Source organism: Limnohabitans sp. TS-CS-82, from assembly GCF_002943475.1.
Genome location: NZ_PTQX01000002.1, coordinates 228,642 through 248,011, shown reverse-complemented (window position 1 = coordinate 248,011; position 19,370 = coordinate 228,642). Strand labels below are relative to the sequence as shown.

The window sequence follows — 19,370 nt, the reverse complement described above, 5'->3', positions numbered from 1 at the left end:
TTTGATGCACGCTTGGAACGGTCATGGTGCTGATCGCTCGAATGCATTGGGCCAAGTGTTGGTCTTTTTTTTACTCCCCATCAGTTGGTTGTTTGCAGGTCTTGTGGCGATTCGCCGCAGGCTTTATCAACACGGTTTTTACAAACAGACCACCTTGCCCGTGCCCGTCATCGTGGTGGGCAATGTGATGGTGGGAGGCGTGGGCAAAACACCCATCACCATGGCCTTGGTCAACCACTTGAAAGCGCAAGGCTTGCGCGTGGGCGTGTTGTCCCGCGGCTATGGCCGCAAAACATCCAGCACGCTGGCTGTGTCACCTAAAAGCCAATCACAGAACGTGGGCGATGAGCCTTTGCTGATTGCCCGCAGCTGCCAAGTGCCCGTGTTTGTAGGCAACAGCCGTGTGGATGCAGGTCGAGCGCTGTTGAGTTTGCACCGCGATGTGCAAGTGCTGGTATGTGACGATGGCCTGCAACACTGGCCCTTGGCCCGCGACCTAGAGCTGTGCGTGTTTGACGAACGCGGCGTGGGCAACGGCCACTTATTACCCGCTGGCCCGCTGCGCGAGACGTGGCCGCGCCAAGCGCTGAGCCCCAATGTGCCTTGCTGGGTCTTGAGAACATCAGGCGAAGCAGGCCCGAACGAATTTGCTGTGCAGCGCCATTTGGCTGACTATGCGCTGCAAGCCGATGGCACCCAACGCTCGCTCAGCAGCTGGTGGGACACGCCCGTGCAAGCCTTGGCGGGCATTGCCAAGCCTGAGGTGTTTTTTGCCATGCTGCGCGAACAAGGCATGAATGTGGCGCATACCCAAGCCTTGCCCGACCACGCGGATCTACAAGCTTTGCACATCGACACCTCACAAGGCGATGTGCTCTGCACCGAAAAAGATGCGGTCAAACTCTGGGCACATCACCCACAAGCGTGGGCTGTGCCGCTACACACCACCTTACCCCCCGAACTCTTGGCCGCGATTGACGCGCACCTCGCAGCCGTACAACACGCAAAGTTATCATCACCCCATGGACACCAAACTGCTTGAACTCTTGGTCTGCCCCGTGACCAAAGGCCCCCTTGAATACAAACGCGACACGCAAGAGCTCATCTCACGCAGCGCGCGCTTGGCTTACCCCGTGCGCGACGGCATTCCTGTGTTGCTCGAAAACGAAGCCCGCCCCCTGACCGACGCCGAGCTGGAAGCCTGAATGTCGTTTTGCGTTCTCATTCCAGCGCGCATGGCATCGTCGCGTTTGCCCGACAAACCGCTCGCCGACATTGCCGGCTTGCCCATGGTGGTTCGCGTGGCGCAGCGCGCCAAGCTGTCTGCCGCCTCTCGCGTGGTGGTCGCCGCTGACGACCAGCGCATCGTGGCTGCCTGCCAAGCGCATGGCATTGATTCAGTGTTGACCCGCACCGACCATCCTTCTGGTAGCGACCGCTTGGCCGAAGCCTGCGATTTGCTGAAGCTGCAAGACACCGATGTGGTGGTGAACGTGCAAGGCGATGAGCCCCTGATTGACCCCGCCTCGATTGACGCCGCCGCCCAGCTGCTGCAAACACGCAGCGACTGCAGCATGAGCACCCTCGCCCACGCCATTGAGAGCGTGGAAGACTTTGCCAACCCCAATGTGGTGAAAGTGGTGCTCGATGCCCGCAACACCGCGCTGTACTTCAGTCGTGCCCCGATTGCTTGGTGGCGTGATGGATTCGCGCAAGGTATCACCACACTCCCAAGTCCCGCGCCGCTGCGCCATGTGGGCCTGTATGGCTACCGCGTCGGCTTTTTGCGCGAGTTCCCCAAACTGGCGCAAGCGCCGATTGAGGTGACCGAGTCGCTCGAACAGCTGCGTGCCATGTGGCACGGTCACAGCATTGCGGTGCACATCACCGACCATTCCCCAGGCCCCGGCGTGGACACACCCGAAGACTTGGCGCGTGTGCGTGCGCTGCTAAGCGCCGCCGCGTAAGGGTTTGGAAGGGATGCGCGTGATATCCTCGATTAAGTAATAAAACGTAGACCAATAGGACCAAGCATGAGACTCATTTTGTTGGGCGCCCCCGGTGCCGGTAAAGGTACACAGGCCACCTTCATTTGCCAAAAATACGGCATTCCTCAAATTTCCACCGGCGACATGTTGCGCGCAGCTGTGAAAGCCGGCACACCACTGGGCATCGAAGCCAAAAAAGTGATGGATGCAGGTGGTTTGGTCAGCGATGACCTCATCATCAATTTGGTCAAAGAACGCATCACGCAAGCCGATTGCGCCAATGGTTTCTTGTTTGACGGTTTCCCACGCACCATTCCACAAGCCGACGCCATGAAGGCGGCTGGCGTGAAGCTGGACTACGTGTTGGAAATCGATGTGCCGTTTGATGCCATCATCGAGCGCATGAGCGGCCGCCGCTCACACCCTGCTTCTGGGCGTACATACCACGTCAAGTTCAACCCCCCCAAAGTGGATGGCATTGATGACGTGACTGGCGAACCTTTGGTGCAACGCGCCGACGACCAAGAAGAGACGGTCAAAAAGCGTTTGGACGTTTACAGCGCTCAAACCCGACCACTGGTCGACTACTACTCTGGCTGGGCCAAGGCCGATGCCGCTGCAGCACCTAAGTACCGCGCCATCAGCGGTACAGGCACTGTGGAAGAAATCAAAGACCGCGCGTTCCAAGCCCTCGCCGCTTAATTCGCGTCGAGCATCACGCTTGTAAAGAAAAGCCGCTCTGTCGAGCGGCTTTTTTGTTGGCGACTTATTTTGACTATGTTTGCTGCGCCACAAGATGCATCAACAAAGCCACGCGAGCCTGCACAGCCGTCAAGCCCCCCGCATGTGGCAACACATCAGCCTCACTTGACTGCACACCGCCTTGCGCGCAACGCGACGCACGCAACACCTGCGCACCCTGCTTTTGCGCGTCCAGCAAAGCAGCCTCTAAGTCGTGGTGCAAGGTGCCATTGCCCGTGCCAGCCACCACCCAACCCTGCGGCGCATCGTGTGCCGTCAGCGCGCGTACCAAGCGGCCATCGGCGCCTGCATGGTTGAACACCAGCTCCACACGCGGCCAGTGCTGGCAAGCCACCACCTGCGCCACGCTAGGCACACGTAACACGGCGGGGTGCATCACACCCGCTTGCGAGGTGAATGGGTTGCGCTGGTGGCTATGACTTTTTTGCACAGCATTGCCAGCATGCACTTGGCCTGCGCACACCACCGACACACCTGATGCCGCGGGCTCTTGCACCCAAGTTAAAGCGTTTTTGAGGTTGCCGGGGCCATCGCTGTCAGGCGCATTGGCGGGCAGCATGGCGCAGGTGATAGCCACAGGCTTGGTGGGCTGCAACACAGCTTGTAAAAAGTAGGCGGTTTCTTCGAGTGTGTCAGTGCCGTGGGTGATGACCACGCCTTGCACATCGTCTTGTTCTGAGTAGTGCGACACACGAGCCAACAGGCTTTGCCACACCGCAAAAGACATGTCTTTGCTGTCGATTTGGGCCACTTGTTCGCTCAACAGCTCAACGCCATCATGGGCAACGCCTTGCAATAAATCAGCCACGGCCACTTGGCCAGCTGTGTAGGTTTGAGGCTTGGCGGCATCGCTTGCCAAGCCCGCAATGGTGCCGCCTGTGGCTAAAACAACGATTTTTTTAGTTTTTTTTGCATTCATAGCTTGCCAAACTCAAAAAGCTGGTTAAAAATACAGTTACTGGATGTGTAAACAGTTGCACACCGCAAGACACACATTGTGCAGGAGTCGAACCGATGATTGAAATGCCAAAACTAACCGCCCGTCAGCAACAGATTCTGGAGCTTATCCAGTCTGCCATTGCCAACACCGGTTCGCCCCCTACTCGTGCAGAAATTGCCGCAGAGCTTGGCTTCAAATCGGCCAACGCCGCTGAAGAACATTTGCAAGCCTTGGCCCGTAAAGGCGCCATCGAACTGGTGAGCGGCACCTCTCGCGGCATTCGCCTCAAGGGTGGCAACCAACGCAGCTACCAAGAAAGCAGTTTCAGCGCTTCGCCCTCAGGCTTCTCTCTGCCGCTCGTGGGCCGAGTCGCTGCTGGCTCACCCATCTTGGCGCAAGAGCATGTGGACCAAACTTATTTTGTAGAAAGCAGCTTGTTCCAACGCAAGCCCGACTATTTGCTGCGTGTGCGCGGCATGTCCATGCGCGACGCAGGCATCATGGACGGCGACTTGTTGGCTGTGCAATCCACACGCGACGCCAAAAACGGCCAAATCGTGGTGGCCCGCTTGGGCGAAGACGTGACCGTCAAGCGCTTTCGCAAAACAGCCAGCCACATTGAGCTGCTCGCAGAAAACCCCGACTTCAAAACCATTGTGGTCGAACCTGGCGAGCCCTTTGAAATTGAAGGTTTGGCCGTTGGCCTGATCCGTAACACCATGATGATGTAAAGAAAGAACGACCATGAGCCTCGCACTTTTTGGCGCTTACCGCCTCCTCAATCCTCTGCAAAACGTGGTTCGCGGCTTCATGCCCGAGCAAGCCCTGCAAAGCACCCGTCGCCCCTTGCCTTTGCGCGTTGCCCGCGTGATGGAAGCCCAACACAACCGCAGCCAAGCAGGCCGCATGGTCATCTCGGGTCGCATGGCGGATGTGTGTGCCGAACTCGACCGTTTGGCCGAGCTAGAAAACCGTCACTGATATTTGCAATCGGGCTCACGCGCCACGCGTGAAGCCCCGTGCTGCAAGGCACAATCGGGGGATGAATATTGTCATCCTCGACGACTACCAAGATGTCGTGCGCAAGCTCGCTTGTGCGTCAAAATTAGAAGCCTTTCCAGCCAAGGTTTACACCAACACCATCAAAGGTGTTGGCCAGTTGTCTGTCAGACTGCGTGATGCCGAAGTGCTGGTGTTGATCCGTGAACGCACACACATCAATCGCCAGTTACTGGACAAACTCCCCAAGCTCAAACTCATTTCTCAAACCGGCAAGATCGGTAGCCACGTGGATGTGGCAGCTTGCACTGAACGCGGCATTGCCGTGGCCGAAGGCTCGGGCTCACCTATTGCGCCCGCCGAACTGACGTGGGCTTTGATCATGGCTGCCATGCGCCGCCTGCCCCAATACATCAGCAACCTCAAGCACGGCGCGTGGCAGCAGTCAGGCTTCAAAGCAGGCTCTATGCCCACCAATTTTGGGTTGGGTCAAGTGTTGCGAGGTAAAACCTTGGGCATCTGGGGCTACGGCAAGATTGGGCAATTGTTAGCAGGCTACGGCAAAGCATTTGGCATGAGGGTGGTGATGTGGGGCAGCGAGGCCTCACGCGAACGAGCTGCCAAAGATGGCTTGAATGTGGCTATCTCGCGCGAAGCATTCTTTGAAGAATCAGACGTTCTTACTCTGAATCTGCGCTTGGTCGACGAGACTCGTGGCATTGTGAAGCTCTCAGACATGGGTCGCATGAAACCCACTGCGTTATTGGTGAACACTTCACGCGCTGAGTTGATCGAGCCCGACGCACTGATCACAGCACTCAACCGCGGCCGCCCCGGCATGGCGGCGATTGATGTGTTTGAAAGCGAACCCATCATGCAAGGCCAAGCGCTACTGCGCTTGGAAAACTGCATTTGCACACCACACATTGGCTATGTGGAGCAAGACAGTTACGAGATGTACTTTGGCACGGCGTTTGACAACGTGGTGAACTTCATCAAAGGCACGCCCACCAACATCGTCAACCCCGGCGCACTGCAAGTACGCCGGTAAATTGGCTTAGCTGTTTTTCTTGGCCATGCGTTCAGCCATCAAAGCCATGCAGGCTTTGCGGTCGACGTTGACTTTTTGTACCGAAGCGCGCTCGGCCATTTGCTGGCTGTAGGCTTTCACGGGCAAGTGGGCCAGCAGATCTTCGCCGTACACAGCCTTCGAGGCCATGGAAGCCAGAGGCAAATTCACAATGGCGGAGCAATCGGCCAGTGTGAAAGTGTCGCCCGCCACATAGGGCGAAAACTTCAACAGCTTGCTCAAGCCTTCCACGCCTTTGACGAGTTGCTTGCGCACCCTTGCCTGCGTCGCTTCATCCACCTTGCCGCCAAAGAACGCCTGTGGGTACAGCTCACGCGCCACCAATTCGACATGCAGCTCTAGGTAGGTGATGATTTCGCGCACCTTGGCCGCCTCAAATGCATCGGTGGGCATCAGTGGGTGATGTGGGTAGGCTTGTTCAATGTATTCAGCGCACACCGCTGATTCGCTGATGCAGCCCTGTGGGGTTTCTAAAAACGGTACTTTGCCCATGGGCGAGCGCAAGAAGGTGGCTGGCTCAACGGGGTTGACCCACACCAAGTCCTCTTCAAACGGCACAGCTTTTTCAAGCAGCTGGATTTTGAGCTTGTTGTAGTAGTTGCTGACAGCGAAGCCGCAGAGTTTGAGGGTCATGAAGGCACTCCTAGAGGTTGAAAGTCAAATTGATTCTGGCATAGCCGCTACCAGCGCAGGCTTGAAGGGGCATAGGCCAAGTCACCTAAGCGCAACTCAAAAAGCCAGGCATGCTCGGCCATAATCTTTGCTATGAATTCCATCTACAAAACCATAGGCTTTTTGGGAGGCGCCACAGAAGCGCTGCAAATCGCATCTGAAGGCGTGGCCGACTTTGCCACCATTGACCGCATCTTGCGCGACCAAGCAGGTTTCAAGCTTGGCCCTTTCCAACTCCTCGATATCGCAGGTATTGATGCGGCACACGAGGCCATCAGTTCTGTTTACCAACAATATTTGAATGAGCCGCGTTACCGCCCCAGCCACTTAGCCGTGCAACGCATCAGCTCAGGCAAACTGGGCCAAAAAACAGGCGAAGGTTTTTACACCTACGTGAACGGCGAAGCACAGATGCCCGCCGAAGTAGCCACACCTACCGTGTCAGAGATGCCACCAGTGTGGGTATCCACCCGCGCCATGCGTCGCCCCGAACTGCTGCAGTTGCTCAAAGACTTGGGCGCCAAGATTGAAACGGGTGCATCGCCTTCCGCGCAAGCGCTGTCTATCGTCGCCCCTTTGGGTTTTGATGTGACCACCGTGGCCATCGTGGAACGCTTAGACCCCGCACGCACGGTCGGCATCGACATGCTGATTGACGACAAGCTCACACAACGTCGCGTGCTCGCCACCAGCCCTGCTACACGCGCTGACATGCGCGACGCTGCACACGCCCTGTTTGCGCGTGATGGCAAAGCCGTGACCGTGATTCGCGACAGCGGTGGTTTTGTGACGCAACGCGTGGTGGCCAACCTCATCAACATTGCGTGTGACATGTGCCAACAAGGTTTGTGCACACCCGAAGAACTCGAAGCCACAGGCGCAGCAGATTTGGGCCACAGCATGGGCCCGTTGACCATGGGCAACAAATACGGCCCCACCGAAATTTTGGAAGTGCTGTTCAACGTGCAAACCGTTTACGGCGACACGCGTTACCGGCCTAGCCCATGGCTGCGTCGCCGTGGCGCATTGGGCTTGAGCTTGATGCACACCGAAAGCTAACCCACCTTCAAACCTCACTCGAAACCCGCAGACACAGTGGGTCTCCGGAGTGACAAACTTTCACTTTCAGGTCACACAAAAGACAGGCTATGGACGATCCTATTCTTAACATCGAAGAACGCGAGGCCATCAACGCAGGACGTTGGTTCTCTTCTCTTTCACCTTCACTACGACACGACATTCTTCGATGCGCTTACGTCAAACGATGCAAAGACGGCGACTTGATTGCCGCTCGCGGCGACTCAGCCGACGAGTGGATGGCGTGCGCCAAAGGCGCGGTGCGTGTGAGCTCGACTTCGTTGTCGGGCAAGCAGATCACCTTCACGTATGTGGAGCCTGGGATTTGGTTTGGCGACGTGGCGATTCTGGATGGGGACCGTCGCACACACGATGTGTACGCGCACGGCGACACCTCGATCTTGTGCGTTGCCAAAGCGGATTTTCAAAAGATTCTCAGCCAGCATGTGGAGTTTTACGACGCTATGCTGCGCTTGCAAGCACGTCGCATTCGCCAGCTGTTTGGCCTGGTAGAAGACCTCAACACCCTGCCCTTGCGCTCACGCTTGGCAAAACAGCTGCTGCACTTAGCGCGCAGCTACGGTGTGCCATGCCTGACCAATGGCCAGGAAATTCGCATTGGTTTGCATCTGGCGCAAGAAGAATTGGCGCAACTCTTGGGCGCGTCACGTCAACGCGTGAACCAAGAACTCAAAGCCATGGAACGCGAAGAAGCCATTCGCATCGAGCCGGGCGGCTTGGTGATTCGCAACCGCGACGCTTTGCTACAGATCAGCGAAGCCGACCACTGACAGGAGCCCACGCATGAGCCGGGACGACGCAACAAACTCCCAGCCCGTGCAAGCGGCACACCGCATAGACACCGCAGCACTGGCAGCGTGGCTGAGCGCCAATCTGCCGGGCTTTGAAGGCCCCATCTCGCTAGAGATGTTCAAGGGCGGGCAATCCAACCCCACTTACCAACTCATCACCCCAGCCAAGAGCTATGTGATGCGCACCAAGCCTGGCCCCGTGGCCAAGTTGTTGCCTTCGGCCCACGCGATTGAACGCGAGTTCAAAGTGATGCAAGGCTTGCACGGCACCGATGTGCCCGTGCCGCAAATGCATGTGCTGTGCGAAGACGAGTCCATCATCGGTCGTGCCTTTTATGTGATGGAGTTTGTACCAGGGCGTGTGCTGTGGGACCAAACCTTACCGGGCATGGCGAACGCAGAACGTGGTGCGATTTACGATGAAATGAACCGCGTCATCGCAGCCCTGCACACGGTCAAGTTTGCAGAGCGTGGACTTGAAAACTATGGCCGCCCCGGCAATTACTTTGAACGCCAGATTGGTCGATGGAGCAAGCAATACGTGGCCTCTGTCACCCAGCCCATCGACGAGATGGACAAGCTCATGGCATGGCTGCCTGCCAACATGCCCGCGAGCGCCAAAGACGACAGCAAAGTCAGCATCGTGCACGGCGACTATCGCTTGGATAACTTGATGTTTCACCCCACCGAGCCACGCGTGTTGGCAGTGCTCGATTGGGAGTTATCGACGCTAGGCCACCCGCTGGCCGACTTCAGCTACTTGTGCATGGGCTGGCATATTTCACCCGGCACCTTCAGAGGCATTGGCGGTGTGGACATCGCAGCGCTCGGCATTCCCAGCGAAAGCGAAAACATCCACCGCTATTGCGACCGCACAGGCCTCGCCACACCAGCAGACTTGAAAGCCGACTGGAATTTTTACCTCGCCTACAACATGTTCCGCATCGCGGCCATCTTGCAAGGCATCGCCAAACGCGTGGAAGCTGGCACAGCGTCTAGCGACCAAGCCAAAGCCAACGGAGCAGGTGCGCGCCCGATGGCCGAGTTGGCATGGCGATTTGCACAACAAGCCTAAAAGAAAAAACGAAACAAGGAACACACCATGAACTTCGATTACAGCGACAAAGTCAAAGGCCTACAAGTACGCTTGCTCGCCTTCATGGACGAGCACGTTTACCCCAACGAGCAACGTTTCTTTGAAGAAATTGCCGCCAACCGCGCCAAGGGCAATGCCTGGATTCCCACCGAGTTGGTGGAAGAACTCAAGCCCAAAGCACGCGCTGCAGGTCTGTGGAATTTGTTCATCCCGCACAGCCCACGCGTGCCCGATGGCTTGAGCAATTTGGAATACGCGCCCCTGTGCGAAATCATGGGCCGTGTACCCTTTGCTGCCGAGGTATTCAACTCCTCCGCGCCCGACACCGGCAATATGGAAACCTTCGAGCGCTACGCCAGCGAAGCGCTGAAGGTGCAGTGGCTTGAGCCTTTGTTACGTGGCGATATTCGCTCAGCGTTTTTGATGACCGAGCCAGCGGTGGCTTCGTCAGACGCCACCAACATCCAATGCAGCATAGCTCGCGAAGGCAACGAGTACGTCATCAACGGAACCAAGTGGTGGAGCTCTGGCGCGGGTGACCCACGTTGCGCCGTATACATCGTGATGGGTAAAACAGACCCCACAGCACCCAAGCACGCGCAACAAAGCATGGTGGTGGTGCCTGCCAACACACCTGGCGTGAAAGTGGTTCGCCCCTTGAGCGTGTTTGGCTACGACGACGCGCCGCACGGGCACATGGAAGTCACGCTCACCAACGTGCGTGTGCCAGTTGAAAACCTGTTGCTCGGCGAAGGCCGAGGGTTCGAGATTGCCCAAGGCCGCTTAGGCCCAGGACGCATTCACCATTGCATGCGCTCCATTGGCGCCGCAGAGCGCGCTTTGGAGTTGATGTGCAAGCGCCTCAACAGCCGTGTTGCATTTGGCAAACCTCTGTCCACCCAAGGTGTCTGGCATGAGCGCATTGCCAACGCACGCATCATGATTGAGCAAGCGCGCTTGCTGACCCTCAAAGCTGCGTACATGATGGACACCGTGGGCAACAAAGAAGCACGCGCAGAAATCGCCATGATCAAGGTGATTGCACCCAACATGGCCAGCCAAGTGATTGACTGGGCCATTCAGGCCCACGGCGCAGCGGGTATCTCGGACGACTTTCCACTGGCCTACGCCTACTGCACGCAACGCTGGTTGCGTTTGGCCGATGGCCCCGATGAGGTACATCGCCAATCCATCGCTAAACTCGAACTCGCGCGGCACATCAACAGTGCGCAACAAGACATTGACATGCCCATCACCCGCGGCGCTTAAGGAACCCAAATGATCGACGTTTACTCATGGCCTACGCCCAACGGACACAAAGTACACATCATGCTCGAAGAGTGTGGTTTTCGATTGGGACGCGACTGGCTAGCCCACCCCGTCAACATCGGTCAAGGAGATCAATTCACACCTGAGTTTTTGAAGATCAGCCCCAACAACAAAATTCCTGCGCTCGTCGATCCACACGGGCCCGACGGCAAGCCGATCAGCCTGTTTGAATCGGGCGCCATTTTGTTGTACCTCGCCTCTAAAACGGGCAAGCTGCTGCCCAAGAGCGATCGCGCCAAATTTGAAGTGCTGCAATGGCTGATGTTTCAAATGGGTGGCGTGGGCCCCATGCTGGGTCAAGCGCACCACTTTCGCATCTACGCGCCCGAGAAAATTGACTACGCTTACAACCGCTACACCAACGAAGCCAAACGCTTGTATGGCGTGATGGACAAGCGTTTGCAGGAAAGCAAATTCATCGGCGGCAACAGCTACAGCATTGCCGACATTGCCATCTTCCCGTGGCTACGCAGCTGGCAAAACCAAGGCATTGATTGGGCCGACTACCCTCACCTCAAAGCTTGGTTTGATTTGATTGCAGCTCGACCTGCGGTCCAGCGTGGTGTGCAAGTGTTGGCTGATTTACGTAAGCCACTGACGAATGACAAGGCTAAAGATATTTTGTTTGGGTCAACACAGTTCGCCAAACGCTGACGGTCACGGGCTATGGCAGCTTGATTTTCAAAATTTGTTTTTCATTGACCGCATTTGTGCAAGTGCCATTGCTCACATAAAGATATTTATCGTAAATCGCAAGTCCCGATGGGCCGCAAAATCCAACGCCCGTCGTTTGCCAAACACCGATCGACGAACTCGCAAAAACCTCTTTGGTTCCATCGCTAATTTTGACTCGGCTGATATAGCCATTGTCGCCATTTAAATCACCCGCGTTGGCGATGTAAGCATAATCGCCATCAATCGCCATGCCATTTGGAAAGTCAAATGTCCCCCATGGAAGCACCGTAAATCCGTGATTGGCATCACCTGTATTGGCAGGATTAAAGCTGAGGATGGAAGCCGCTGCTCCAGATAGTGAAACATAGATCAATCCGTTATTTGCAACCAATGCAGAGGGAAAACCACCTGGAACAGGAACCGAAACAGGAGTACCTTGACTGGTGTTCTGATAGATCAAAATAGAACCTGCAACCTTAGCAACATACCAATCCTGAGCAGTTGTAAAAGCAATACCGTACAAATTAGCCCCCGTATTGGGTATCGAAATGGGTTGCCCATTTAAAAATACACCTTGATTGCCAGCGCTACCACCCGTGTAATAAACATCATTAGAGCCTGGCTTCACAGCGACTCCAAACGGATTCGTCACCGCGTAGTTTGATACCACGCTACCAGAAGCCGTGTTGAATGTCACAACAGAAGCACTATCGGCCACCGTGAGAAATCCAGTCCCCGAGAAAGTCATTAACTTAGGGGAAGTTAAAGGGTGGCTTGTCGTACTAAAGCTTGTGATGGTTTTTACATAGGTCATAACGCTGGAATTTGAACCATCGCCACCACCTCCACCGCCGCCACACCCAAGCATCAAGGTAGAAAAAAACAGATATAAGAGTAAAGATTTGGGTTTCATCACAACGTTGAAATCGACACTGTTTCACTTTACTTGATAGATCTACAAGTGCCAACCACAAACTGATAAAGTTACCTCTGTTCCAACCGATTCATAAGACGTCATGTTTAAGAAGTTTTTCCTGTTGACCTGCTTGCTCCTGTCTGTTTGGACGGGCGTGCTCGCGCAAGACAAACCGACAGCATCACGCGCTCTGCTTGCTCGTCCGCCGCAATCTGGCGCTGAGCCCATGCTGTTGCTGGGCCCAAAAAACAGGCCCTACACAGAAATTTTGGTTCACACCACCAAGCTCGACTACTTTGATTGCAACGGCATCGTGGCTCCGTGGTTTCGAGAATTGATCGTGGCAGAGATGAACTACTTTGCCGAATTGGTTGAACTGCCATTCGTCAAAGGTGATGCCTGCGTCGTCAGCATTGGCACTGACAAAAGCCTCACACCTGGACGCATCAACATTCACCTGTATGTGAACCAGCAACGCCTCACCGCTTGCGTGCGCAACGAGCAATGTCCCGTGTTTCGCAGCATCAGCCTGATCCCTAAAGACAAGGTGCTGTATCGGTCTTACTTTTTGTCAGATATGTCGCGCAAGCTGATTTCTCAGCAATGCGTGACTGACAAAGGCAAGTTGCACACAGACACCACCTGTTACACCGTTCCCTAAAGGCTTTTTGACCGCCCAGGCTAAAGCCCGAGCTGAAAAAGCCGATCTTCTAGGGATATGCGTTTTTCTTCCTCCACCCTCATTGCTACAGCACTTGTTCTGACGAGCTTCATTGGCTCGCCAGCTTGGGCGAACGACCCGCCCAAAAAGCCCGCAGCCAAGGAAGAGCCGCCAAAGCCTAAATTTGAATACGTTGAAGAAGAAGGTGAGCCTGGGCGTAGCGGCTATATCTACAAGCGTGTGGCCAAGCCCAAGTTTGAAGAGCCCAAAGAGCTGCCCAAGGCTGAGCCTAAAGAAGCGCACAAGCCCGAACCTAAAGACGATCACGGGAAGAAGGACGACCACGGCAAAAAAGACGATGGCCATGGTGCACCTCCTAAGAAGGAAGAGAAGAAGGATGACGGCCACGGCGCCCCTCCTAAGAAAGACGAAAAGAAAAAGGATGATGGCCATGGCGGCGGACACGGCGGTGGGCATGGCAAAGACGCCAAAAAGCCAGCCCCACCCGCAGTCAGTGCTGTGTATGACTCAGCCGTGATCAAGCTCGACGCGAACAACCGCCCGCTCACGCCGGTGGTGTTCACCAATGCGTATGCCGATTACTTTGTTTGCTACAAAACCATCAAGGACAAATACCGCGAAACGGTGCTGGCTGAGATGAACACTTTTGCCGACCGCATGGGTTTACCGCGTGCGCAGGACATGCCTTGCATGATCAAGGTGGCCAAGCCCAAGACCAAATTTCCAGGCGCGATTTACATTGAGTTTTATGTGGATGAACAGGCAGAAAAGGCCTGCATCAAAAAAGGCGAATGCGGTTCAACGCGCTTGATGATGTTGCACCCCAAAGATAAAACCGGCATCAAGAGCAAAGAGGTGTACCGCTCGTATGTGCTGACGGACGAAAAGAAGTTTCGCCGTGCCAATTTTTGTGTCAGCCCTGATGGGCAGTTCTTGGGGGAGAAGCACTGCTATGTGGCGTTGAACCCGGATTGGTTGTTCAACTGAGCAGTACTTGAGAAAGTGGCCTGTCCGACAGGAATCGAACCTGTGACCCACAACTTAGAAGGTTGTTGCTCTATCCAACTGAGCTACGGACAGAAATGAAAAAAGGCCTCGATGAACGAGGCCTTTTTTGCTTTTGTGGTCGGGGCGATAGGATTCGAACCTACGACCCTCTGGTCCCAAACCAGATGCGCTACCAGGCTGCGCTACGCCCCGAAGGTGTTATTGTAACCCATAATGCGGTGATGATTTCTTCAGACTCTACACAAAGTACTGCACTCAAAGGGGTGCGCGTTCTCACCCTAGCTCTGAACCTGCCAGGCCCAGCTGCTGTGATGCGACTGCAAGCCATGGGCGCCAAGTGCACCAAGCTCGAACCGCTCGCACCTAAAGGCATGAGTACCGCAGACCCCATGGGCATCTACAAACCTGCTGCTTACGAGGTGATGCACCAAGGTTTGAAGGTGTTGCAAGCCGATTTGAAATCTGAACGTGGCCAAGCTGCGCTGCACAAACAACTGGCGCAAACCGATGTGCTCATCACCTCCTTCCGTCCTTCAGCCTTGGTCAAACTTGGCCTCGCCTGGAAAGAATTGCACAAGCGCTACCCCACGTTGTGCGTCGTGAGTATCGTGGGTGCCCCAGGCGAACGCGCTGAAGAAGCCGGACATGACCTGACCTACCAAGCAGACAGCGGCTTGGTGAATGGTTTAGAGATGCCAGCCAGCTTATATGCAGACATGGGTGGCTCTTTATTCACCACCGAAGCGGTGCTGCAAGCATTGCTGTTGCGTCAACGACCAGGCAAAGCGCATGGCAAAGGCGTTTACCACGAAGTCGCGTTGTGCGATGCATCGACTTACCTCGCCTTGCCGCGTGCATGGGGGCTCACAGTGCCTAATGGCGATGTGGGCGGCGCACACGCTGGCTACAAGGTCTACCCTTGCAAAAACGGACGCGTAGCCTTGGCTGCCCTAGAGCCGCACTTTGCGATGCGTTTGTGCGAGGCTGTAGGCTTACCCAAACAAGCCGCTACGCAAATGCACAAACGCAGCACGCATGAATCGATTGCCCAGTTCTTAGCGTCGCAAACCCGCGCACAACTTGACAAGCTGGCTAGCAGCAAAGACATTCCACTGCACACGCTGCCGCGTTAAGCAGCACCTCACTGCCCTGCCCACCTACGCCGCCAACGCTGCGGCTAGGCTCAACTCAAATGGTGCAAGGGATGCGCAGATGCGGGCCAAGGACTTTCAAAAAACGGCAGCACCATCTCAGGTGTGACATCAGCAATGCGCGCAGGCAGCCATTTAGGCGAGTGGTCTTTGTCCACCGCCAAGGCTCGAATGCCCTCCACTGTTTCGCTGCTGACGCCACGGCGCGACAGATGGTCCGTCTGAAAACAATGACGCACCATGTCGCGCTCCATTCGCAAGTCTTCTGCGAGGCTCATTTGGCGACCGCGGCGAATTTGCTCTAGCGTGACACACAACATCAAGGGCGACTGATGGTGCAAGGCCTTCAAAGTTTGCACCGACCATTCATCTGAGCCTTGCAGGGCTTGCTCCATTTCAAGCACCGTAGCTAAGCCAAACACCTTGTCGATCGACGCGTTTTGCCAAGCTGGCACTGTGGCCAAGGCTTGCTCTGTTGTTGTCTTGCATTGCTCACGTAGCCAAGCCGTCACAGCATCGCCACTGACCCAATCTTGCTGACGCAAACCATCCCACAGCGCAGGCAAAGCAGCCGAGTCCACACACACATCAGCCAAGCCCACATGCAGCGATTCACCACCGCGCAGCACATAGCCTGTTAGCGCCAAATACTCGCCCATGTGGTCTGGGCACTTGGGGCCATGGCAGCGGCCTAAGAAGTAACCGCCCCCCACATCCGGAAACAAACCAATGTGGGTCTCGGGCATGGCCATCTTTGTACGTTCAGTCACCACCCGCAGCGCAGCGCCTTGGCTGATGCCCATGCCGCCGCCCATGACAATGCCGTCCATCAAAGCAATGTACGGCTTGGGGTAGTTTTGAATCAAATGGTTGAGGCTGTATTCCTCGGTGAAGAAGTCTTCCAGCATCACGTCACCACTCAATGCCGCTTGGTGAAAATAACGAATGTCACCACCAGCACAGAAGGCACCAAACGGACCTTCCTTGTTACTGCCACGCACCACCACAGCCATCACCTGTGTATCGTCTTGCCACTGTTGCAGCACGTGGTTCAACTCACGCACCATGGCCAATGACAAAGCATTCAAAGCCTTGGGGCGGTTGAGCGTGATGAAGCCTAAATGGCCCACGCGTTCAGCATGAACATCAGTGGTGTAAGTGGACATGGTGGCTCTCCTCATTCAAATTAGTTATTCGTATTTTCATGAATTCCAATGCTGGTCTCGCAACACAAATGAACCCACGCGACATGTAAAAAGTCTAGGCGTAAAAAAGCCGAGGCAGGCCTCGGCTTTTCGTGCAAAAAAGTGAATTACTTATTGCGCTTGCGCTCGTGCTCTTTCAAGAAGCGTTTGCGCAGACGCACGCTCTTAGGCGTGATTTCGACCAACTCGTCGTCTTCGATGAATTCCACACCGTATTCGAGTGTGAGGTCGATCGGAGGCGTGATCTTGATCGCGTCTTCTTTGCCAGACACGCGGAAGTTGGTCAGCTGTTTGGTACGTGTGGCGTTCACCACCAAGTCGTTGTCACGGCTGTGGATACCCACAATCATGCCTTCGTAAACAGGGTCGTTCGCCTTGACGAACATGCGGCCACGGTCATCCAACTTGCCCAAGGCGTAGGTGAAGATTTCACCGTCGTCCATAGAGATCAACACACCGTTCTTACGGCCGCCGATGTCACCTTTGTGTGGCTCGTAGCTGTCGAAGATGTTGGAGATTAAACCTGAACCACGGGTCAAGTTCAAGAACTCATTGGTGAAACCAATCAAACCACGGGCTGGAATGCGGTATTCCAAACGCACACGGCCACGGCCATCGGGCTCCATGTTGACGAGTTCGCCTTTGCGCTCGCCCAAGGCTTGCATGACGCCGCCTTGATGGGTTTCTTCGATGTCGGCAGTCACCAATTCGATAGGCTCATGGCGCTCGCCATTGATATCACGGAACACCACGCGTGGCTTGGACACAGCCAATTCGTAGCCTTCACGACGCATGTTTTCCAACAAAATGGTCAAGTGCAATTCACCACGACCGGCGACGTCAAACACGCCTTCTTCGTCGGTTTCTTTCACACGCAAAGCCACGTTGTGTTGCAGTTCTTTTTGCAGACGGTCCCACAACTGACGGCTGGTCACGTATTTGCCTTCACGGCCGGCCAATGGGCTGGTGTTCACGCAGAAGTTCATGGTCAGTGTTGGCTCATCAATCTTGAGCATTGGCAGAGGTGCTGGGTTGACAGGGTCAGTCACCGTCACGCCGATGTTCAAGTCAGCAATACCGTTGATCAACACGATGTCGCCAGGGCCGGCTTCGGTAGCTTGCACGCGGTCCAGACCTTGGAACTTCAACACTTGGTTGACGCGACCTTTGACGGCTGAGCCATCTGGGCCTTCCATGACCATCACGTCCATCATGGGCTTGACAGTGCCTTGGCTGATACGGCCCACGCCGATACGACCCACGAAGGTGGAGAAGTCGAGCGCTGAGATTTGCAATTGCAAGGGCGCAGCAGGGTCACCCTGTTGTGGAGGCACGTGCTTCAACACAGTGTTGAACAAGGCCGACATGTCTGGGCCCCACTGCTCGCCTGGCGCGCCTTCTTCGAGAGAAGTCCAGCCGTTGATACCTGAGGCATACACCACGGGGAAGTCGAGTTGTTCGTCGGTTGCACCGAGTTTGTCGAACAAGTCAAAAGCGGCGTTCACCACTTTGTCTGGGTTTGCACCAGGCTTGTCCACTTTGTTCACCACGACGATGGGCTTCAAGCCCAAGGCCAAAGCTTTCTTGGTCACGAAACGAGTTTGAGGCATGGGGCCTTCTTGCGCATCGATCAACAACACAACGCCGTCCACCATCGACAAGGCACGTTCCACTTCGCCACCGAAGTCCGCGTGACCAGGGGTGTCAACGATATTGATGTGTGTACCTTCCCAGCTCACAGCACAGTTCTTGGCCAGAATCGTGATGCCGCGTTCGCGTTCGATAGCGTTGTTGTCCATCACAGTGTCGACCACTTTTTCGTGGTCGGCGAAGGTGCCAGATTGACGCAGCAATTGGTCAACCATGGTTGTTTTACCGTGGTCAACGTGGGCGATGATGGCGATGTTGCGAATTTGCTTACTCATGCTTCTCTCTTCCTTTATGCCTGCTCAGCCAATGCGGGCTGGTTCACAGACGAACTTTCTAAAATTTGTTGAATTTCAAGGGGACTCAACAACCGTCCCGGAATCAGCTCCCCAGCTTTGACATGGGCACTGCCCAGCAAAGCGTGCGGTTGTTCCCCAAACACACTCACACGGTCAAGGTCTGGCCAAGTACCGCGACGACGCACGCCGCTCAAAAAGCGACCTGCATTTTCAATATCCAATGTGACAACCGTGTGATCGCCCAAGAGCGACTGCACTGGCATCAAACGCGCTTCGCGTTGTGGCTCGTCCATGGCGCCCAAGTCTTCCAAGGTCACACAGGCTGACTCTTCAAAGGGGCCAGTAGCCACACGACGCAAAGCGCTCAAGTGACCACCGCAACCCAAAGCTTCGGCAATGTCTTCGCCCAAGGTGCGGATGTAAGTGCCCTTACTGCAGGTCACACGCAAACGCAAAAACGGTGCATCGCCCTCGAGCTGCATCTCGAGCAGCTCTAAATCGTGAATCACCACATGGCGAGGCTCGCGCTCAACGGTTTCACCCGCGCGCGCATATTCATACAAAGCTTTGCCGTCCTTTTTCAAGGCGCTGTACATGGGCGGCACTTGCGTGATCGGGCCCATGAAACGGTCCAGCACTTCCACCACTTGACCCACGGTGCAAGTGACGGGACGCTCTGAAATAACTTCACCTTCGGCATCCGCAGTGCTGGTTTTGATACCTAAGCGCACTGTGGTTTCGTAGGTTTTGTCAGCATCCAAATGGAGCTGACTAAATTTGGTCGCTGCACCAAAACACAATGGCAACACACCAGTGGCCAATGGATCGAGCGTGCCAGTGTGGCCGGCTTTTTCAGCCCGTAACAGCCACTTGGCTTTTTGTAGCGCATCGTTGCTGGACAAACCAATGGGCTTATCCAACAGCAACACACCATGCACAGGGCGACGCTGCACCCGCACGCGCGGCATGCGTGAACGGGGAGCTTCGTTGCTCCCTGATGTCTGCCCTGCGGCGTTCATGCG

The 19,370-nt window shown here is 55.4% G+C and carries 20 protein-coding genes, 2 tRNA genes and 1 pseudogene; 15 read left to right on the top strand and 8 right to left on the bottom strand.

Going from position 1 to position 19,370, the window contains the following annotated elements; translation table 11 throughout:
- The first annotated feature begins 4 nt into the window (after nucleotides 1-4).
- The 4 genes from lpxK (at nucleotide 5) to adk (ending at nucleotide 2,690) form a co-directional block, all read left to right on the top strand.
- A complete protein-coding gene (gene lpxK, locus C5F52_RS05685) occupies nucleotides 5-1,042 on the top strand; it encodes a tetraacyldisaccharide 4'-kinase (RefSeq protein ID WP_104797818.1) in 1,038 nt (345 codons plus the stop codon).
- Complete coding sequence (locus C5F52_RS05680; RefSeq protein WP_104797371.1) at nucleotides 1,023-1,205, top strand: Trm112 family protein; 183 nt, start codon at nucleotides 1,023-1,025, stop codon at nucleotides 1,203-1,205. Before lpxK ends, C5F52_RS05680 begins: the two co-directional genes overlap by 20 nt.
- Complete coding sequence (gene kdsB, locus C5F52_RS05675) at nucleotides 1,206-1,967, top strand: 3-deoxy-manno-octulosonate cytidylyltransferase (RefSeq protein ID WP_104797370.1); 762 nt, start codon at nucleotides 1,206-1,208, stop codon at nucleotides 1,965-1,967.
- Between the two features lie 66 nt (nucleotides 1,968-2,033).
- The gene (adk, locus tag C5F52_RS05670) at nucleotides 2,034-2,690 is read left to right on the top strand and encodes an adenylate kinase (RefSeq protein ID WP_104797369.1); all 657 of its coding nucleotides are present in this window, start codon (nucleotides 2,034-2,036) and stop codon (nucleotides 2,688-2,690) included.
- 73 nt (nucleotides 2,691-2,763) lie between these two features.
- Here adk and C5F52_RS05665 read toward each other — a convergent pair whose 3' ends face one another.
- Entirely contained in the window at nucleotides 2,764-3,669 is a 906-nt protein-coding gene (locus C5F52_RS05665; protein WP_104797368.1) for an asparaginase, read from the bottom strand.
- 95 nt (nucleotides 3,670-3,764) lie between these two features.
- On the opposite strand from C5F52_RS05665, the gene lexA reads away from it, so the two are divergent.
- The 3 genes from lexA to C5F52_RS05650 all read left to right on the top strand — a co-directional run bounded on the left by lexA (nucleotide 3,765) and on the right by C5F52_RS05650 (nucleotide 5,740).
- Nucleotides 3,765-4,421 (top strand): transcriptional repressor LexA, encoded by a 657-nt coding sequence (gene lexA, locus C5F52_RS05660; protein ID WP_104797367.1) that lies wholly within the window; start codon nucleotides 3,765-3,767, stop codon nucleotides 4,419-4,421.
- A 13-nt stretch (nucleotides 4,422-4,434) separates the two neighbouring features.
- Nucleotides 4,435-4,671 (top strand): hypothetical protein, encoded by a 237-nt coding sequence (locus tag C5F52_RS05655; protein WP_104797366.1) that lies wholly within the window; start codon nucleotides 4,435-4,437, stop codon nucleotides 4,669-4,671.
- 61 nt (nucleotides 4,672-4,732) lie between these two features.
- Nucleotides 4,733-5,740 (top strand): D-2-hydroxyacid dehydrogenase family protein, encoded by a 1,008-nt coding sequence (locus C5F52_RS05650; RefSeq protein WP_104797365.1) that lies wholly within the window; start codon nucleotides 4,733-4,735, stop codon nucleotides 5,738-5,740.
- 6 nt (nucleotides 5,741-5,746) lie between these two features.
- On the opposite strand, the gene C5F52_RS05645 is transcribed toward C5F52_RS05650, so the two are convergent.
- A complete protein-coding gene (locus C5F52_RS05645) occupies nucleotides 5,747-6,412 on the bottom strand; it encodes a glutathione S-transferase (protein ID WP_104797364.1) in 666 nt (221 codons plus the stop codon).
- 165 nt (nucleotides 6,413-6,577) lie between these two features.
- Here C5F52_RS05645 and C5F52_RS05640 point away from each other — a divergent pair.
- From C5F52_RS05640 to C5F52_RS05620, 5 genes and pseudogenes are all read left to right on the top strand, one after another.
- Nucleotides 6,578-7,510: pseudogene (locus C5F52_RS05640) on the top strand (3-hydroxyacyl-CoA dehydrogenase family protein); the annotation flags it as partial.
- Nucleotides 7,511-7,599: 89 nt separating this feature from the next.
- Nucleotides 7,600-8,319 carry a Crp/Fnr family transcriptional regulator gene (locus C5F52_RS05635; RefSeq protein ID WP_104797362.1) on the top strand — a complete coding sequence of 240 codons (720 nt, stop codon included), beginning with the start codon at nucleotides 7,600-7,602 and terminating at the stop codon, nucleotides 8,317-8,319.
- Between the two features lie 13 nt (nucleotides 8,320-8,332).
- Nucleotides 8,333-9,415 carry a phosphotransferase gene (locus C5F52_RS05630; RefSeq protein ID WP_104797361.1) on the top strand — a complete coding sequence of 361 codons (1,083 nt, stop codon included), beginning with the start codon at nucleotides 8,333-8,335 and terminating at the stop codon, nucleotides 9,413-9,415.
- A 27-nt stretch (nucleotides 9,416-9,442) separates the two neighbouring features.
- Entirely contained in the window at nucleotides 9,443-10,705 is a 1,263-nt protein-coding gene (locus C5F52_RS05625) for an acyl-CoA dehydrogenase family protein (RefSeq protein WP_104797360.1), read from the top strand.
- Nucleotides 10,706-10,714: 9 nt separating this feature from the next.
- Entirely contained in the window at nucleotides 10,715-11,419 is a 705-nt protein-coding gene (locus tag C5F52_RS05620) for a glutathione binding-like protein (protein WP_104797359.1), read from the top strand.
- A gap of 10 nt (nucleotides 11,420-11,429) precedes the next feature.
- On the opposite strand, the gene C5F52_RS29655 is transcribed toward C5F52_RS05620, so the two are convergent.
- On the bottom strand, nucleotides 11,430-12,353 hold the full coding sequence (locus C5F52_RS29655) for a hypothetical protein (RefSeq protein ID WP_146100042.1): 924 nt from the start codon (nucleotides 12,351-12,353) through the stop codon (nucleotides 11,430-11,432).
- 124 nt (nucleotides 12,354-12,477) lie between these two features.
- Between C5F52_RS29655 and C5F52_RS05610 the strand changes: the two genes are divergently transcribed.
- A complete protein-coding gene (locus C5F52_RS05610; protein WP_146100041.1) occupies nucleotides 12,478-13,017 on the top strand; it encodes a hypothetical protein in 540 nt (179 codons plus the stop codon).
- Nucleotides 13,018-13,074: 57 nt separating this feature from the next.
- A complete protein-coding gene (locus tag C5F52_RS05605) occupies nucleotides 13,075-14,025 on the top strand; it encodes a hypothetical protein (protein WP_104797356.1) in 951 nt (316 codons plus the stop codon).
- A 16-nt stretch (nucleotides 14,026-14,041) separates the two neighbouring features.
- Here the strand turns inward: C5F52_RS05605 and C5F52_RS05600 are convergent.
- Both C5F52_RS05600 and C5F52_RS05595 read right to left on the bottom strand, forming a co-directional pair.
- Nucleotides 14,042-14,118: transfer RNA gene (locus C5F52_RS05600), tRNA-Arg, on the bottom strand.
- 43 nt (nucleotides 14,119-14,161) lie between these two features.
- A tRNA-Pro gene (locus tag C5F52_RS05595) sits at nucleotides 14,162-14,238 on the bottom strand.
- Between the two features lie 29 nt (nucleotides 14,239-14,267).
- Here C5F52_RS05595 and C5F52_RS05590 point away from each other — a divergent pair.
- Nucleotides 14,268-15,179 carry a CoA transferase gene (locus C5F52_RS05590; RefSeq protein WP_161499658.1) on the top strand — a complete coding sequence of 304 codons (912 nt, stop codon included), beginning with the start codon at nucleotides 14,268-14,270 and terminating at the stop codon, nucleotides 15,177-15,179.
- A 50-nt stretch (nucleotides 15,180-15,229) separates the two neighbouring features.
- On the opposite strand, the gene C5F52_RS05585 is transcribed toward C5F52_RS05590, so the two are convergent.
- The 3 genes from C5F52_RS05585 to truB form a co-directional block, all read right to left on the bottom strand.
- A complete protein-coding gene (locus C5F52_RS05585; RefSeq protein WP_104797354.1) occupies nucleotides 15,230-16,363 on the bottom strand; it encodes an enoyl-CoA hydratase/isomerase family protein in 1,134 nt (377 codons plus the stop codon).
- A 146-nt stretch (nucleotides 16,364-16,509) separates the two neighbouring features.
- Complete coding sequence (typA, locus tag C5F52_RS05580; protein ID WP_104797353.1) at nucleotides 16,510-18,327, bottom strand: translational GTPase TypA; 1,818 nt, start codon at nucleotides 18,325-18,327, stop codon at nucleotides 16,510-16,512.
- Nucleotides 18,328-18,341: 14 nt separating this feature from the next.
- A complete protein-coding gene (truB, locus tag C5F52_RS05575; RefSeq protein WP_369951899.1) occupies nucleotides 18,342-19,367 on the bottom strand; it encodes a tRNA pseudouridine(55) synthase TruB in 1,026 nt (341 codons plus the stop codon).
- Between the last annotated feature and the right edge of the window lie 3 nt (nucleotides 19,368-19,370).